The 16,529-nt window shown below is 63.5% G+C and carries 10 protein-coding genes, 2 rRNA genes and 1 pseudogene (1 of these 13 running past the window's edge); 7 read left to right on the top strand and 6 right to left on the bottom strand.

Features of this window, described 5'->3' with window-relative positions; genetic code table 11:
- Both EXV95_RS14515 and rrf read left to right on the top strand, forming a co-directional pair.
- Window positions 1-2,102 (top strand): 23S ribosomal RNA (locus EXV95_RS14515); it begins 777 nt to the left of the window's first position.
- Window positions 2,103-2,256: 154 nt separating this feature from the next.
- A 5S ribosomal RNA gene (gene rrf, locus EXV95_RS14510) occupies window positions 2,257-2,369 on the top strand.
- A 187-nt stretch (window positions 2,370-2,556) separates the two neighbouring features.
- Here the strand turns inward: rrf and EXV95_RS14505 are convergent.
- From EXV95_RS14505 to EXV95_RS14485, 5 genes are all read right to left on the bottom strand, one after another.
- Window positions 2,557-3,324 carry a class II glutamine amidotransferase gene (locus tag EXV95_RS14505; protein ID WP_055397964.1) on the bottom strand — a complete coding sequence of 256 codons (768 nt, stop codon included), beginning with the start codon at window positions 3,322-3,324 and terminating at the stop codon, window positions 2,557-2,559.
- A gap of 89 nt (window positions 3,325-3,413) precedes the next feature.
- Complete coding sequence (locus EXV95_RS14500; protein ID WP_176887385.1) at window positions 3,414-4,868, bottom strand: DHA2 family efflux MFS transporter permease subunit; 1,455 nt, start codon at window positions 4,866-4,868, stop codon at window positions 3,414-3,416.
- 57 nt (window positions 4,869-4,925) lie between these two features.
- Entirely contained in the window at window positions 4,926-5,114 is a 189-nt protein-coding gene (locus EXV95_RS14495) for a 4-oxalocrotonate tautomerase (protein WP_010466444.1), read from the bottom strand.
- A gap of 69 nt (window positions 5,115-5,183) precedes the next feature.
- Complete coding sequence (locus EXV95_RS14490; protein ID WP_176887384.1) at window positions 5,184-5,447, bottom strand: cysteine-rich CWC family protein; 264 nt, start codon at window positions 5,445-5,447, stop codon at window positions 5,184-5,186.
- Between the two features lie 314 nt (window positions 5,448-5,761).
- Window positions 5,762-7,972: a malate synthase G gene (locus tag EXV95_RS14485; RefSeq protein WP_176887383.1), complete on the bottom strand. Its 2,211-nt coding sequence runs from the start codon at window positions 7,970-7,972 to the stop codon at window positions 5,762-5,764.
- A 283-nt stretch (window positions 7,973-8,255) separates the two neighbouring features.
- Here EXV95_RS14485 and EXV95_RS14480 point away from each other — a divergent pair, with 283 nt between their 5' ends.
- The 5 genes and pseudogenes from EXV95_RS14480 to EXV95_RS14465 all read left to right on the top strand — a co-directional run bounded on the left by EXV95_RS14480 (window position 8,256) and on the right by EXV95_RS14465 (window position 13,677).
- Window positions 8,256-10,181, top strand: coding sequence for an acyl CoA:acetate/3-ketoacid CoA transferase (locus EXV95_RS14480; RefSeq protein ID WP_176887382.1), 1,926 nt, complete (start codon window positions 8,256-8,258; stop codon window positions 10,179-10,181).
- A gap of 143 nt (window positions 10,182-10,324) precedes the next feature.
- Window positions 10,325-11,248 carry a LysR family transcriptional regulator gene (locus EXV95_RS14475; protein WP_176887381.1) on the top strand — a complete coding sequence of 308 codons (924 nt, stop codon included), beginning with the start codon at window positions 10,325-10,327 and terminating at the stop codon, window positions 11,246-11,248.
- A 165-nt stretch (window positions 11,249-11,413) separates the two neighbouring features.
- Window positions 11,414-12,058, top strand: a complete 645-nt coding sequence (locus EXV95_RS14470) for a response regulator transcription factor (protein ID WP_176887380.1) — start codon at window positions 11,414-11,416, stop codon at window positions 12,056-12,058.
- A 77-nt stretch (window positions 12,059-12,135) separates the two neighbouring features.
- Window positions 12,136-12,372 (top strand): annotated as a pseudogene (locus EXV95_RS24960) (nucleotide pyrophosphohydrolase); the annotation flags it as partial.
- Between the two features lie 153 nt (window positions 12,373-12,525).
- Window positions 12,526-13,677, top strand: coding sequence for a PIN domain-containing protein (locus tag EXV95_RS14465; protein WP_255485019.1), 1,152 nt, complete (start codon window positions 12,526-12,528; stop codon window positions 13,675-13,677).
- 49 nt (window positions 13,678-13,726) lie between these two features.
- Here the strand turns inward: EXV95_RS14465 and EXV95_RS14460 are convergent, their stop codons facing one another.
- A complete protein-coding gene (locus tag EXV95_RS14460; protein WP_176887378.1) occupies window positions 13,727-16,402 on the bottom strand; it encodes a PAS-domain containing protein in 2,676 nt (891 codons plus the stop codon).
- Window positions 16,403-16,529: the final 127 nt, after the last annotated feature.

Genomic DNA, 16,529 nt, shown 5'->3' with positions numbered 1-16,529 from the left:
GGCTAAACAAACTTGGAAATAGCTGGTTCTCTCCGAAAACTATTTAGGTAGTGCCTCAAGTATTACCGTCGGGGGTAGAGCACTGTTTAGGCTAGGGGGTCATGGCGACTTACCAAACCTATGCAAACTCCGAATACCGACGAGTACAGCTTGGGAGACAGAGCACCGGGTGCTAACGTCCGGACTCAAGAGGGAAACAACCCAGACCGCCAGCTAAGGTCCCTAAAATTGGCTAAGTGGGAAACGAAGTGGGAAGGCTAAAACAGTCAGGATGTTGGCTTAGAAGCAGCCATCATTTAAAGAAAGCGTAATAGCTCACTGATCGAGTCGTCCTGCGCGGAAGATGTAACGGGGCTAAGCCAGTTACCGAAGCTGCGGATGTGCAATTTATTGCACGTGGTAGGAGAGCGTTCTGTAGGCCTGTGAAGGTGTCTGGTAACGGATGCTGGAGGTATCAGAAGTGCGAATGCTGACATGAGTAGCGTTAAAGGGGGTGAAAAGCCCCCTCGCCGTAAGCGCAAGGTTTTCTACGCAACGTTCATCGGCGTAGAGTGAGTCGGCCCCTAAGGCGAGGCAGAGATGCGTAGCTGATGGGAAACAGGTCAATATTCCTGTACCGATCAATAGTGCGATGTGGGGACGGAGAAGGTTAGCTCAGCCAACTGTTGGATATGTTGGTTCAAGCCTGTAGTCGTGCCTGGTAGGCAAATCCGCCGGGCTTAGATGAGGGGTGATAACGAGTCTGCTTGCAGACGAAGTGAGTGATACCCTGCTTCCAGGAAAAGCCACTAAGCTTCAGCTATTGACGACCGTACCGCAAACCGACACTGGTGCGCGAGATGAGTATTCTAAGGCGCTTGAGAGAACTCAGGAGAAGGAACTCGGCAAATTGATACCGTAACTTCGGGAGAAGGTATGCCCCAAGTAGGTGAACCTGTACAAGGCGAGCCCAACGGGGTTGCAAAAAATCGGTGGCTGCGACTGTTTAATAAAAACACAGCACTCTGCAAACACGAAAGTGGACGTATAGGGTGTGACGCCTGCCCGGTGCTGGAAGATTAAATGATGGGGTGCAAGCTCTTGATTGAAGTCCCAGTAAACGGCGGCCGTAACTATAACGGTCCTAAGGTAGCGAAATTCCTTGTCGGGTAAGTTCCGACCTGCACGAATGGCGTAACGATGGCCACACTGTCTCCTCCTGAGACTCAGCGAAGTTGAAATGTTTGTGATGATGCAATCTCCCCGCGGAAAGACGGAAAGACCCCATGAACCTTTACTGTAGCTTTGTATTGGACTTTGAACAGATCTGTGTAGGATAGGTGGGAGGCTTTGAAGTGAGGTCGCTAGATCTCATGGAGCCAACGTTGAAATACCACCCTGGTGTGTTTGAGGTTCTAACCTAGGTCCATTATCTGGATCGGGGACAGTGCATGGTAGGCAGTTTGACTGGGGCGGTCTCCTCCCAAAGCGTAACGGAGGAGTTCGAAGGTACGCTAGTTACGGTCGGACATCGTGACGATAGTGCAATGGCATAAGCGTGCTTAACTGCGAGACTGACAAGTCGAGCAGATGCGAAAGCAGGACATAGTGATCCGGTGGTTCTGTATGGAAGGGCCATCGCTCAACGGATAAAAGGTACTCTGGGGATAACAGGCTGATACCGCCCAAGAGTTCATATCGACGGCGGTGTTTGGCACCTCGATGTCGGCTCATCTCATCCTGGGGCTGTAGCCGGTCCCAAGGGTATGGCTGTTCGCCATTTAAAGAGGTACGTGAGCTGGGTTTAAAACGTCGTGAGACAGTTTGGTCCCTATCTTCCGTGGGCGCTGCAGATTTGAGGAAGCCTGCTCCTAGTACGAGAGGACCGGAGTGGACACACCTCTGGTGTATCGGTTGTCACGCCAGTGGCATTGCCGAGTAGCTAAGTGTGGAAGAGATAACCGCTGAAAGCATCTAAGCGGGAAACTCGTTTCAAGATGAGATCTGCCGGGGCCTTGAGCCCCCTAAAGAGTCGTTCAAGACCAGGACGTTGATAGGTCAGGTGTGGAAGCGCAGTAATGCGTTAAGCTAACTGATACTAATTGCTCGTGCGGCTTGACCCTATAACTTTGATAGCCAATATGCAAACTGTAAGGAATGTGTGAAAAGCTCAAAGATTGTTATGCCAAGTTGACGCAGTCAAAAGACACAAAAATCTGATTCCAAACTCTATGAATTCGCCGAGCTGTTCCTCGAACAGCTCAGCACCCAGTTATGCCTGATGACCATAGCAAGTTGGTACCACTCCTTCCCATCCCGAACAGGACAGTGAAACGACTTTGCGCCGATGATAGTGCGGGTTCCCGTGTGAAAGTAGGTCATCGTCAGGCTCTTACAGCCCAAAAAACCCCAGTCATATTTGACTGGGGTTTTTTGCTTTTGGCATGACGCTAATGCAGTGCAGGATGACTTCGAGAGCGTTGCGTGCCGACTCTCCGGACACTGAAGCTACACGGCCAAAGGCTCCCAACCCGAGAGCAAGCCCCCTTGATCGCATCGCGCGCACAGCGCTAGGGCTTAGACGTCCAGTCTTCTGCCTTCGCAAAACACCAGCAATTCGCTTTTACCAAACGCTGTCCAGGTTTCATTGGTCGTCAGCGGGCTCGTCACAATCACGGCCACTTCGTCTTTTTCATTGGTTTCCCGGGAAAAGTCGAGGCTGACGTCTTCATCACTCAGTTGCGCCTGGCCAAACGGATACCGGCGCTCCAAGTAGTACAAGCTGGTGGTTGCATGGGACCATAGGGCCTGACCATTCGAGAGCAAGAAATTAAAGGTGCCGTGGGGGCTGATCCGTGCGGCCAGCTCTTTCAGTGTCAAGGTCAGTTCCGGGACGGACGGCACACTGGCATGGGACTTTGCCAACTCCTGCATGATCCAGCAAAAAGCATGTTCGCTGTCGGTGTCGCCCACCGGGCGGAAATGCGAGTGGAGGCGGGGGCGGAAATCCTTCAAATCGCCGTTGTGGGCAAAAACCCAATAGCGTCCCCAGAGTTCACGCACGAAGGGGTGGCAGTTTTGAAGACTGACAACGCCCTGGGTCGCCTTGCGGATGTGGGCGATGACGTTTTTGCTTTTGATCGGGTACCGGCGGATCAGCTCTGCCACTGGGGATTCCACCGCTGCCTGATGGTCTACAAAATGCCGTAGGCCTTTGTCTTCAAAAAAGGCGATGCCCCATCCATCGCTGTGGTGATCCGTCTTTCCTCCCCGTTGCGCAAATCCCGTGAAGCTGAAGGTCACATCGGTGGGAACATTGCAATTCATGCCGAGCAGTTGGCACATGGGGAGATTCCGTTTCTCTGAAGTCTTGGCGGTGCAGCCAGATCATGCCCGATGCGGCCCAGCGAAGGCGATGGCGATAGGTGGCCCGTTCAACGGGGCTTGGCTTGCCGCAGTTGCCAGGCGGCTACCAAGGCCAGCAGGCACAACAAGGTCAGCATCAAAAAGGTTTCGCCGAACGCAGTGATACGGGCCGGGCCGCTGGCGCCCGCGACCAGCGAGGTGCCATGGGCGCTCAATCGCCACTCTAGGACGATGCCACACAGGCTGACGCCGGCTGCCCCGCCCAGCATGCGCAAGAAGCCGATGGTGCTGGAACCCTGCGAGATAAGTGATTTGTCCAGGGGCCGCATGGCCCCGAGGTTCAACGAGGGCAGGATGAAGCCGAGACCAATGCGGCCCAGAATTGCAAACGCCACCAGCATCCACAATGAAGAGCCCAAGCCCACAAACACCATGAGTCCAAACGAAAGCGCCAGCAAGCCCAGTCCGATGCTGACCAGAAAATGGGTGGGCTGGCGGTCGGCAAGCCGGCCCACCACCGCGATGGTGATGGCAAGGACAAATCCTGCTGGCAGCATGAGCGTACCCACATGTGATGCCGACAAGTCCAGCCCCAACTGCATGAACACTGGCAGCAGATAGGTGGACCCGAACAAGGCCGTACCGTAGATGAATGCCACCACGCTGCCCATGGCGAACTGGCGGTACTGAAACAGGCGCAGATCCATCAGCGGCTTGCGGCCCATGCGCAGCAACTTGCGCTGCCAGGTGATGAAACACCCGACAGCCACCACCGCGCCCGACAGCAGGCCGAGTGCTTCGGCCACGGAGCCGCCATGCAGCGACACCAGGCCATTGAGCAAGCACAGCGTACCCACAGTGCCCAGCAGGAGCCCGCGCCAGTCCAGCGCCTCACCTTGGCGGTTGGCCTCGACGCCGCCGGGGGCGGTGACGGGCACAAACTTGTAAGCCAACCAGATGGACGCCAGGCAAAGCGGCACCACCATGAAAAAAATCGAGCGCCAGCCAAACCAGTCCACCAGCAAGCCTCCGATGCTGGGCCCGATGGCGGGTGCCAGTACAACGCCCATGCCGAAGATGCCGCTGGCGCGGCCCTGCTCATGGGGTTTGAAGGCGTAAAGAATGATGACGGCCGGGATGGGCTGAACAACGCCTGCCGCCAGGCCCTCCGCCACCCGGGCGACCAGCACCAGACCGAAGTCCTGGGCGAGTCCGCCGCCAATGCCACCCGCCAGCAGCAGCAACATGGCGCCCACGTAGGTGGCGCGGTACCCGTAGCGCGACAGCAGCCAGGGCGTGGTGAGCATCGACACCGTGGTGGCCACCATGAAGCCCGAGGTGACCCACTGCGCGCGTTCCTGGCCCAGCGTGAAATAGTGGCTCATGTCGGGGATGGCCACGTTCACGATGGTGGATGACATGATGGACGCCATGGTGCCCACCATCACGGACAGCAATACCAGCCAGCGGTAGCGCTCTCCGTAGCGCTCCCGCAAAACGGCCAGCGAGCCTGCCTGGGTCATGGCGTCGCGTGCGTCAAATTTCTGAAACGGTGCGAGGGCGAAAACGCTAAGAGCCGCTCAGGTGCGCTCGGACCAGAGCTTGCCGCCCGTGGCCCAGTTTTCGCGCTTGATATCGGTGATGAGAATGTCCACCGACTCGGGCGAGCCACCCAGGATTTCAACGGAAACGCGGGTGATTTCCTCCACCAGCTTCTTCTTTTGTTCGACCGTGCGGCCTTCCATCATTTCGACGTGGTACGTGGGCATTTCAGCTTCCTTGCAGTAGGGGTGGTTGCACAAACAAAAACAAAGACGAAATCATATCGACGCTGGCTGCTACGACGGTGCAAGCGGCGACGACGACGGAGAGGGCGGGCTCCCGCTTGATCCGCAGGCCGGGCAGATACAGGTCTTGCCCCGCTGTTCGGGCCGCAGCGCGGCGAGTGCCTCGGGGGCAACGGTGCCGGGGGCCATGCACCAGCAGCTCTCGGATGGCTGTCCGGCGGCAATTGCGCAGAGGTTTGGCTGCCCGCACAGGGGGCAGACGGATGCGGCGGGCACATCGGTAGCGCTACTAGCGCTGGGCGAAGGGGAAGTCATGGCGGATTCGGCTTGCAGACGGGTGGCCCGCCACGGGGGCGGGCGTGCCGAGGGGCAGTGTACGGCGCAAGCACATACCCCGCTGCGGAGCGGAACTGGTTGAGCCCTCTGCCATGGGCCCATTCCCTCGGACCTGTCGCACGTTCGTCGACCAACTTTGGGTTGTGCGCAGCGAGGTGGAGATGGGTTGAAAGAAAACTGTAAGCAAAAATAGCTGCTAGCGCTTTACTATCAAGCGCAAGCAGCTATCAAAAACTGAGCATTCACCCCATTGAAGCGCGCGCAATGCCCTCGCGCGCGCCACCGCCTGCCGCTCAGGCTGCCTGCGCCGCCTTCAGCTTCAGGCGCCAGGCATGCAGCAGCGGCTCGGTGTAGCCGCTCGGCTGCTCTTCGCCCTTGAGCACCAGGTCCAGCGCTGCACGGTAGGCGTAGCTGGTGTCAAAGTGGCCCGCCATCGGCTGGTACAGAGGGTCGCCAGCGTTCTGGCCGTCCACCACGGCGGCCATGCGCTCGAAGGTCTCCTTCACTTGGGCATGCGTCACCACGCCGTGCAGCAGCCAGTTGGCCATGTGCTGGCTGCTGATGCGCAGCGTGGCGCGGTCTTCCATCAGGCCCACGTTGTGGATGTCGGGCACCTTGGAGCAGCCCACGCCCTGATCCACCCAGCGAACCACGTAGCCCAGGATGCCCTGTGCGTTGTTGTCCAGCTCCTGCTGCTTTTCAGCGTCTGTCCAGTTCGGGTTGGCGGTGACGGGGATGGTCAGCAGGCCGGTCAGCAGGTTGTCGCGCTCGGCATTCACGTCGGTCTTTTCCAGCTCGATCTGAATGTCGCTGACCTTCACCTGGTGGTAATGCAGCGCGTGCAGCGTGGCGCCCGTGGGGCTGGGCACCCAGGCGGTGTTGGCACCGGCCTTGGGGTGGGCGATCTTCTGCTTGAGCATCTCGGCCATCAGGTCGGGCATGGCCCACATGCCCTTGCCGATCTGCGCCTTGCCGCGCAGCCCACATGACAGGCCCACCAGCACGTTGTTTCTCTCGTACGACTGGATCCAGGCGCTGGTCTTCATGTCGCCCTTGCGCACCATGGGGCCTGCGTGCATGGCGGTGTGCATCTCGTCGCCCGTGCGGTCCAGGAAGCCGGTGTTGATGAACGCCACGCGGCTTGATGCGGCAGCGATGCAGGCCTTGAGGTTGACCGAAGTCCGACGCTCTTCGTCCATGATGCCCAGCTTCACGGTGCTGTCGGGCAGGCCCAGCAGTTGTTCCACGCGGCCAAACAGCTCGGCGGCAAAGCCCACTTCGGCGGGGCCGTGCATCTTGGGCTTGACGATGTAGACGCTGCCCTTGCGGGAGTTGCGGATTCCGTTGGCGCCGTGGCCTTGCAGGTCGTGCAATGCGATAGCCGTTGTGACCACTGCATCCATGATGCCTTCGGGGATCTCGCGCTGCGTGCCCTGCGCGTCGGTCCACAGGATGGCCGGGTTGGTCATCAGGTGGCCCACATTGCGCAGGAACATCAGCGAGCGGCCATGCAGGCGCACTTCTCCGCCTTGGGGGGCCGTGTAAACACGGTCAGGGTTCAGTCCGCGCGTGAAGGTCTTGCCGCCCTTGGCGACCTGCTCGGTCAGCGTGGCCTGGATGATGCGCAGCCAGTTGCTGTAGCCCAGCACCTTGTCTTCGGCGTCCACGGCGGCCACGGAGTCTTCCAGGTCCAGGATGGTGGACAGGGCCGCTTCCAGCACCAGGTCGCTCACGCCCGCCGCATCGGACTGGCCGATGGGCGTGGAGCGGTCGATCTGTATATCCAGGTGCAGGCCGTTGTGCTGCAGCAGCACCGATGAAGGCGCTGCTGCGCTCCCCTGGTAGCCCTTGAACTGCGATGCGTCCTTGAGGCCCGTGGTGCTGCCATTGGCCAGTGACACGACCAGCTGGCCGCCTTCCACCTTGTAGCCCGTTGAATCCTTGTGCGAGCCTGCAGCCAAAGGCGCCGTGTCATCCAGCACTTGGCGCGCAAACGCGATCACCTTGGCGCCGCGAACGGGGTTGTAGCCCTTGCCCTTTTCGGCGCCGCCTTCCTCGCTGATGGCATCCGTGCCGTACAGCGCGTCATACAGGCTGCCCCAGCGCGCGTTAGCGGCGTTCAATGCGTAGCGTGCGTTCAGGATGGGCACCACCAGCTGCGGGCCGGCCTGGGTGGCCAACTCGTCGTCCACGTTGGCGGTAGTCGCCTTCACGTCGGCGGGCTGGTGCACCAGGTAGCCGATTTTTTCGAGGAAGCTGCGGTAGGCCACCATGTCCTTGATGGGGCCGGGGTTGGCCTTGTGCCAGGTGTCCAACTCGGTCTGCAGGCGGTCGCGTTCGGCCAGCAGGGCGATGTTGCGCGGGGCCAGGTCCGACACGATGGCGTCAAAGCCCTTCCAGAAGGCGGCGGCATCGACACCCGTGCCGGGCAGCACCTTGTCTTCGACAAAGCGGTACAGGGAGGTGGCCACTTGCAGGCCGTGGATTGCGGTGCGGTCGGTCATGAGGGTGCCTAAAGAGTTGAGTTGTTGAAACGTGGATCAAAGAAATGTCGGACCTTGGCGAGAAGGCCATGGACAGACTGTATTGCAAATGTTTGCCCACATAAATACGCTGAAAAGCTCGAAACCAGTGACTTTTACGCAAAACTGGTGACAGTCCGTAGTTGCACGGAATGGCGCACCGGCTGGTTAAGCACTACGCTGCGCGAAGAGCCAGGGCGGCCCCGCAACCTATTGCGAGGCCGTGATCTGGCTCATAAAAATAACCCCACCGGGAGACAAATCCATGCAGGCACCCCTGGCCGCTGGCGCGCTGAACGCTGCCTACAAGAACAAGATCGTCAGCGCCGCCGACGCGGTGCAGCTCATCCACGACGGCGATACCGTGGCCACCGGCGGCTTTGTGGGCATCGGCTTTGCCGAGAGCATCGCCGTGGCCCTGGCCCAGCGCTGGGAGTCCACGCAAACCCCGCACGACCTCACGCTGGTCTACGCCGCAGGGCAGGGCGATGGCAAGCAGCGTGGCCTCAACCACCTGGGCCACGCGGGGCTGCTCAAGCGCGTGATCGGTGGGCACTGGGGCCTGGTGCCGCGCATCCAGAAGCTGGCGGTGGACAACCAGATCGAGGCCTGGAACCTGCCCCAGGGCGTGATCACGCATTTGTTCCGCGACATTGCTGCGGGCAAGCCCGGCACGCTCACGCGCGTGGGGCTTGATACCTTTGTGGACCCGCGCCACGGCGGCGGCAAGCTCAACGCGCGCACCACTGAAGACCTGGTGCGCGTGCTGCCCATCGACGGGCAGGACTACCTGTTCTACAAGGCCTTCCCGATCCATGTGGGCATCATCCGTGCGACCACGGCCGACGCGGACGGCAACCTCACTATGGAGCGCGAAGCGCTCACGCTCGAAGGGCTGGCGATTGCCATGGCGGCGCGCAACTCGGGCGGCGTGGTCATTGCGCAGGTCGAGCGCATCGCCGAGCGTGGGTCGCTCAACCCCCGCCAGGTCAAGGTGCCGGGCGTGCTGGTCGATGCCGTGGTGCTGGCAACCGAGCCCGCGCACCACCATCAGACCTTTGCCGAGCCCTACAGCGCTGCCTTTGCCGGTGAGCTGCGTGTGCCCGTGGACACCCTGGAGGCGATGCCGCTGACCGAGCGCAAGATCATCGCCCGCCGCGCAGCGCTGGAGCTGCGCCCGCACCAAGTGGTGAACTTAGGGATAGGCATGCCCGAGGGCGTGGCCAACGTGGCCGCCGAGGAGCGCATCATCGACCTGGTCACGCTCACGGCCGAACCCGGCGTGATTGGCGGCATTCCCGCGGGTGGCCTGAACTTTGGCGCCGCCGTGAACCCGCAGGCCATCATCGACCAGCCCAACCAGTTCGATTTCTACGACGGCGGCGGCCTCGACATCGCCATCCTGGGCCTGGCGCAGGCTGACCAGCACGGCAACCTCAACGTGAGCAAGTTTGGGCCGCGCCTGGCGGGTGCGGGCGGCTTCATCAACATAAGCCAGAACGCCAAGACCGTGGTGTTTGTCGGCACCTTCACGGCAGGCGCGCTGCAGGTCGAGGCCGTGGACGGCCACCTGCACATCCTGCACGAAGGGGGCGCACGCAAGTTCGTTCGCGAGGTGGAGCACCGCACCTTCAGCGGCGCCGAAGCCCTGCGGCGCGGCCAGCGCGTGCTGTATGTGACGGAGCGCTGCGTGTTCCGCCTGGTGCCCTCGGGCGAGCCGGAGGGCGGCGGCGCGCTGGAGCTGATCGAGCTGGCGCCCGGCATCGACCTGCACCGCGACGTGCTGGCCCACATGTCGTTCACGCCGCGCATCAGCCCCGGCTTGCAGACCATGGACCTGCGCCTGTTCGAGCCCGGCCCGCTGGGCCTGCGCGAGCAACTGCTCAACCGCCCGCTGGTGCAGCGCTTTGAGCTGGACGCTGCTCGCCAGCTGCTGCACATCGACTTCTCGGGCCTGCAGATCACTATCGCCAGCACCATCGCCGCCATCGACCAGGAGGTGCGCCACCTGCTGGCCCCGCTCGCCACGCAGGGCGAACGCGTAGCGGTGATCGTGAACTACGACCACTTCACCATCGCGCCCGACCTGGCGGATGCCTATGCGGCCATGGTGCAAGGGCTTACGCGCGACCACTACGCGGAGGTCAAGCGCTACGGCACCGTGGGGTTCCTCAAGTCTCGATTGACCTGATTGCTATATTAATAATAGCTATCAAGGCAATGTGGTCGAGCGCAAGAGCCTGTTTTTGCTTCAGATTTTTCAGTCACTGGGCGACGCCGCGCTGCAGCGGCCGGGTGCAGGCCCCCGCGTGGATGTCTCCATAATCACCGCCCATGGACAAACTCAAGGCCTTCGAATCCTTTGTATCGGTGGCCACGCGCGGCAGCCTCACTGCAGCCGCCAAGGCCGAGGGCGTGGCGCCCGCCATCATGGGGCGGCGGCTCGATGCGCTCGAAGAGCACCTGGGCGTGAAGCTGCTCGTGCGCACCACGCGGCGCATCAGCCTCACGCACGAGGGCAGCGCGTTTCTGGAAGACTGCCAGCGCCTGCTGTCCGACGTGGCCAATGCCGAGGCCAGCGTGTCCGAGGGCGGCGTCAAGGCCACGGGCCATTTGCGCATCACCGCGCCTGCGGGCTTTGGCCGCCGCCATGTCGCGCCGCTGGTGCCGCGCTTTCGCTCGGCCCATCCGGACGTGACCATCTCGCTCAACCTCAGCGACCGCGTGGTGGACCTGGCGGGCGAAGGCTTTGACTGCGCGGTGCGTGTGGGCGACCTGCCCGACTCGTCGCTGGTGAGCGTGCGCATTGCCGACAACCGCCGCCTGTGCGTGGCCACGCCCGAGTATCTGGCGCGGCGCGGCACCCCGCGCGCCCCGGCCGAGCTGGTGCAGCACGACTGCCTCACGCTCTCCAGCGACGCATCGCAGACGCGCGGCTGGGCGTTCCGGGTGCCCCTTGCGGATGGCGCCACGGAGGTCATGCATCTGAAGCCCGGCGGGCCGCTCGACTGCTCCGACGGCCAGGTGCTGCACGACTGGTGCCTGGGTGGCTGGGGCATTGCCTGGCGCAGCACCTGGGAGGTGGAGGCCGAGATCGCCGCAGGCCGCCTGGTCGCGGTGCTGGAGGACTTTGCCGCGCCGCCCAACGGCATCTACGTGGTCTTCCCCCAGCGCAAACACCTGCCGCTGCGCGTGCGGCTGTGGATCGAGCACCTCAAGCACCAGTACGCGCAGCCCGCGTTCTGGAAAGGCGAATGACTCTCCCTGAGGCGCTTCGCGCCATCCCCCTGAGGGGGACGCCTCCGGTGGCCCGGCAAAGCCGGCTCCACGGTGGCGCTCGCCGGGCCGCGCCCCACTCGGTGGCTGGCTGTCGGGCGACCTGTGGTGCAGGGTGACGGCGCCCCGTGGCAGACTGTGCACTCCATGTCCGAGCCCACGCTCCTCGTCGCTGACGACCACCCGCTGTTCCGCGCGGCCGTGCTGCACGTTCTGCGCGAGCGCCTGCCCCAGTACCGCACGCTGGAGGCCGCCAGCGCCGCCACGCTGGGCCAGGCGCTGCAGGACCACCCCGAGGTCGAGCTCGTGCTGCTGGACCTGAGCATGCCCGGCACGCGCGGCTTCTCGGCCCTGCTGCATGTGCGCGGCGAGTACCCCGAGCTGCCCGTGGTCATCATCTCGTCCAACGACCACCCGCGCGTCATCCGCCGCGCGCAGCAGTTTGGCGCGGCGGGTTTCATCCCCAAGTCCGCGCCTGCCGACGCCATGGGCGACGCCATCCAGGCCGTGCTCGACGGCGGCAGCGGGTTCCCGCCCATGGCGGCCGAGCGCTCCGAGGCCGACGCCGAGCTGGCCGCGCGGCTCGCGCAGCTCACGCCCCAGCAGTTCCGCGTGCTGCTGTGTCTGGCCGATGGCCTGCTCAACAAACAGATCGCGGCCACGCTGGGCCTGGCCGAGAACACGGTGAAGGTGCATGTCACCGCCATCCTTAAAAAGCTCGCGTGCTATAGCCGCACGCAGGCGGCGGTGCTGGTCAAGAGCCTGGAGGCGGAAGGGGTGGAGCCGGATTGATGGGGTAGTTTTTGAGAAAAATAGGCTCTAGCGCATATTAGATAGGCGCAAGCAGCTATGAAAAGAGGAGTGAGGGAATGGATTACTCAGCGCTGCAAACCAGACTGCGCAGTTTTGCCGCAGCCCGGGATTGGCAGTCTCGCCACACACCCAAGAACCTGACCATGGCGTTGACGGTGGAGTCGGCGGGGTTGCTGGAGATGTTCCAGTGGACGACGCTGAGCGAATCGCGGGGTGTAGTGCGCGACCCAGCCCACAAAGAGCGCGTGGCCCACGGGATCGCCGATGTGCTGCTTAGCTTGTTGCAGCTGGCAGACCAGGCTGGGGTGGACCTGCCAGAGGCTGTGGAGAACACGCTGCGTGCAAAGACGCTCGAACACCCACCCAAGCACCCGGAACTGGAGCCTCCCATACCCGCTGCCGTCGTGGCCGGCGTATGCGCTCCCACAACCCCTGCGCCCCCCAGAGTGCACCTGCTCGTTGATTGGGAAAACGTGCAGCCCAAGGGCGATGAACTCAAGGCGCTGGTGCCGCAGGGCACGGACGTGTGGTTGTTCCATGGCCCACAACAGACAGTGGATGCTGCGGGTCATCAGCAGGCTTACGGGGCAGAGCAGGTGACGCCGGTCCCTAGATCGGGGGCGGGCAGGAACGCGCTGGATTTTCAGCTGGCTTACTACGTCGGATACATCTCGGCCCGTCAACCGGAGGGTACGTTCGTGGTCGTCTCCAACGACCAGGGTTATGAACCCATGTTGGCGCATGCGAGGGAGCTGGGGTTTGATGCGCAGCGGTGCGGGTTCCGCAGGACGCCGGCACCACCCGCCGCGTCTACGGCATCCGCCGCACCCATAGCGCTGAAGTCCGCGCCCTTGCCGCAGCCAGAGCCTCCATCGGCGGCGACCCCTGCGGTGGATGCGACGGTCAAGACCACAGCAAAAGCTGTAGCACCGCAGCCTTCGCTTGCAAAAGCTGCTCCGGCCCGCACCCAGGCCACGCGGGCAGATATGCAACAACTGCTAGCCCAACTGGATGGGCTGGCTCCATCCCACCGCCCCGCGCAGAAGGATGCGCTGTTGGTGCTGCTCCAAAGTTGGTTGGGCGAGTCCAGTGCCCGGTCGCCGCGCACATCGCACGCATTGGCACAGTTGCAAGCGCGAAAGCGGGTGGTGGTCAAAGGCGAGGTGGTGTCCTATCCGCCCGTAGTGGCGGCCCAGCCCATGACGACAAAATCCGCCGCTAAGACTGCTCCTTCAAAGACTGGGACTGCGAAGAAAGCCTCCGCATCCAAAGCGCCTGCACAACTGCCGGTGCCGAAGAAATCCGCCGTCTCAGCCCCACCCAAGCCATCCGTCACTGCCGTTGGCAAGACCGCAGCAAAGACTGCGCAACCCCCAACCGCAGCCCAGGTGGCGCGGGCAGTGCTGGCCAGTCTTCAGAAGATGACCAAGAACAAGCCTCGGCAACGAACTGGTTTGCTCAAGCACATCCAGACTCAGGCCGCGCGGGCAGAAGACCCGACGGCCATGGCGCAGCGTGTGCTGAGCCTGCTGGAGGCGCGCAAGGACGTGGTCATCGCGTCGGATGGCAAAGGAATTACCTACTTGACAGTGAAATAGGTACGTAGCGCTTTTCCATAGAGCGCCTCAAGCTATCAAAAATGTAGCTTTAAGGCGTACCTTGCTGCAACCTCAACAGCGTCTGGCTCACCAGCGCGCGCAGCGCCGGCGCCCGCACCGGCTTGGCCAGAAAGCCCCAGCCGCGCTCGGCGGCCTGGCGGCGCAGGGTGGCATCGCGCTCGGCGGTGACCAGGATCACGGCAGGCGTCTGGCCCCAGCGCTGGCACAGCTGCGCGAACACTTCAGGGCCGTGGAGGCCGGCGCCCAGGTGCACGTCCAGCAGCACCAGCTGCGGTGCCTGGCCGGGCTGGGCGGCGGCCAAGGCCTCGGGCGCGCCAGCGGCCAGTGGCACCGTGCAGCCCCAGCGCTGCAGCAGGGCCTGCGTGGCGGCGCAGGTGGGGCCGTCGTCATCAATGACCCAGGCGCTGCTGCCTTGCAGGGGGGCATCGTCGGCGGGTTGCTGTGTGGTGGCAGGGGCGGCGGCAGCCTGTTGCACAGCCGCCGGGTTGCCCAGCGGCACACACACCCAGAACACGCTGCCGCGCCCCAGTTGCGAGCGCAGGCCAATCTCGTGCCCCAGCAGGCGGCCCAGGCGTTCGACGATGGCCAGGCCTAGGCCTGCGCCCCGGTCGTCGGCGCGGCCCTCGTCCAGACGGCGGAACTCTTCGAAAATTTCATGCTGCAGAGCCTCGGGGATGCCGGGGCCCTGGTCATGCACCTCGATGCGCAGGTGGTCATTGCCCACCCTGCGGCAGCCCACCACGATGCGCCCGTGCCGGCTGTAGCGGATGGCGTTGGAGACGAAGTTCTGCAGGATGCGGCGCAGCAGGTTTTCGTCGGTGCGCACCACGGCGCGCGTGGGCACGCAGCTGAGCTTCAGGCCCTGGCTTTCGGCCAGCACGCCGAAGTTGTGGCCCAGCACCTGCAGCAGCGGCCCCAGGGCCACGTCGTGGATGTGCACATCGAACTGGCCCGATTCCATGCGTGAGATGTCAAGCAGGCTGTTGAGGATCGCGTCCTGTGCGGCCAGCGCGCCGTCGATGCTGTCCACCGCGTGCCGCTCGGCGTCGCCCGGCAGATGGCTGCGCAGCAGCGAGGTGAACATGCGCGCGGCGTTCAGGGGCTGCAGCAGGTCGTGCACGGCGGCGGCCACAAAGCGGGTCTTGGAGCGGTTGGCCTGCTCGGCATCGCGCCGTGCGGCGTCCAGGTCGCGGGTGCGGTCGGCCACGCGCTGCTCCAGCGCATCGGCCAGCGATCGCAGCTCGCGCGCGGCGTTCTTGTAGCTGGTGATGTCGGCGTAGCTGGTCACAAAGCCGCCCTCGGGCAGCGGATTACCCCGGATCTCCAGCACCGTGCCGTCGCCTTTGGCGCTTTCGTGCAGGTGCGGCGTGCCGCTGCGCAGGTGGGCCAGCCGCCGTTCTATGGCCTCATCCACCGGGCCGGGCCCCAGCAGGCCCCGGCGCGCGTTGTGGCGCAGCAGGTCGGCAATGGGCTGGCCCACGCGCATCAGGTCTGCCGGGAAGCGAAACAGCTGCACATAGCGCGAGTTCCAGGCCACCAGGTTCAGGTCGGCGTCGATGATGACCACGCCCTGCGGCAGATGTTCCAGGCTGCGCGAGAGGCCCGTGTCGGTCTGCTGGGCGGCCTGCTGCGCCGCCTGCACGATGCCGTCCTGCGCGGTGCGCAGCTCCTGGGCGTGCTGGCGCAACACGGTCTCCAGCTCCTGGCGGCTGCGCTGGCGCAGGCTGGACAGGCGCTGGCGCTGGCGCACAAACAGCACCAGCAGGCCCAGCGCCAGCCAGCCGCCCGCGCCTGCCGCAGCGGCCCAGCGGCTGTCCGCGAAGCTGTTGTGTGTCTCGTGCAGCAGGTGCAGCTGCCACGGGGTGCCGGGCAGGGGCTGGGTCCGCCACAGCACGCGGCCGGGCAGGGCAGGGGCCTGCACGCTGACCAGCCGACCGCCAGTGTCCAGGGCTTCCACCACGCGGACTTCCAGCGGGCGCAGCGGCTGGTCGGCGTACTGCCGGGTGGCGTTCAGTTCGCGGCGTTCCTCATCGTCCAGTGGCTCCAGCAGGCGATAGCGCCACGCATCCTGGCTGGCCAAAAAAACCACGCCATGCGCGTCTGACGCCAGCACGATGTCGGTGGTCTGCAGCCACTCACGCTCCAGCTCCTGCAGCGCGATCTTGATGGCCACCAGCCCCAGCGTCTGGCCCTGGTCGTCGTGGATGGCCTGAGACAGGAAGTAGCCCGGCTCACCCGTGGTCACGCCAATGCCATAGAAGCTGCCGCGCCCCTGGGCCAGCGCTTGCTGCACATAGGGGCGAAAGCTGTAGTCCACGCCCACGTTGCTGGTGGCCGTGCGCCAGTTGCTGGCGGCCACGGCCAGGCCGTCGCGGTTGAGCAGGGTGAGGGTGGAGGATTGGCTGGCACCGTTGGCCTGCTCCAGCTTGCGGTTGAGCTGCTCCCCATCGGCCGCACTCAGTGGGTGGGTCAGCGCGTTGCGCAGCTGTGCATCCAGCGCCAGCACTTCCGGCAGGGTGCGGTAGCGGTCGATGCGCTGGGCCAGGGCCTGGCCGTAGAGCGCCAGTTGGCCCTGCACGCTGCGGTTTTCTTCCTGCAGTGAACGCTGCCAGGCCCATTGGCCGGCAATGAACATGCTGCCCACCATGCCCCCAAGCAGGATCAGCAGGGTCCAGAATTTTCGGAGGCGGGGCGTCGTCGTCATGGGGAAAATTTGTTCCTGGCGCGGTCCGTAGGCTGGGATGTTGTGGGGAGCGAGTGTGCCGCATCCCGGCCAGGTGCTAGGTGTTTTCCCTATATTGGGGCAAGCAGCGCCTTATGGCGGTGCCCGT

It is taken from the genome of Acidovorax sp. JMULE5, from assembly GCF_013376875.1.
In the GTDB taxonomy this organism is placed as follows: domain Bacteria; phylum Pseudomonadota; class Gammaproteobacteria; order Burkholderiales; family Burkholderiaceae_C; genus Acidovorax; species Acidovorax facilis.
This window is presented reverse-complemented; position numbering and strand designations above follow the sequence as displayed.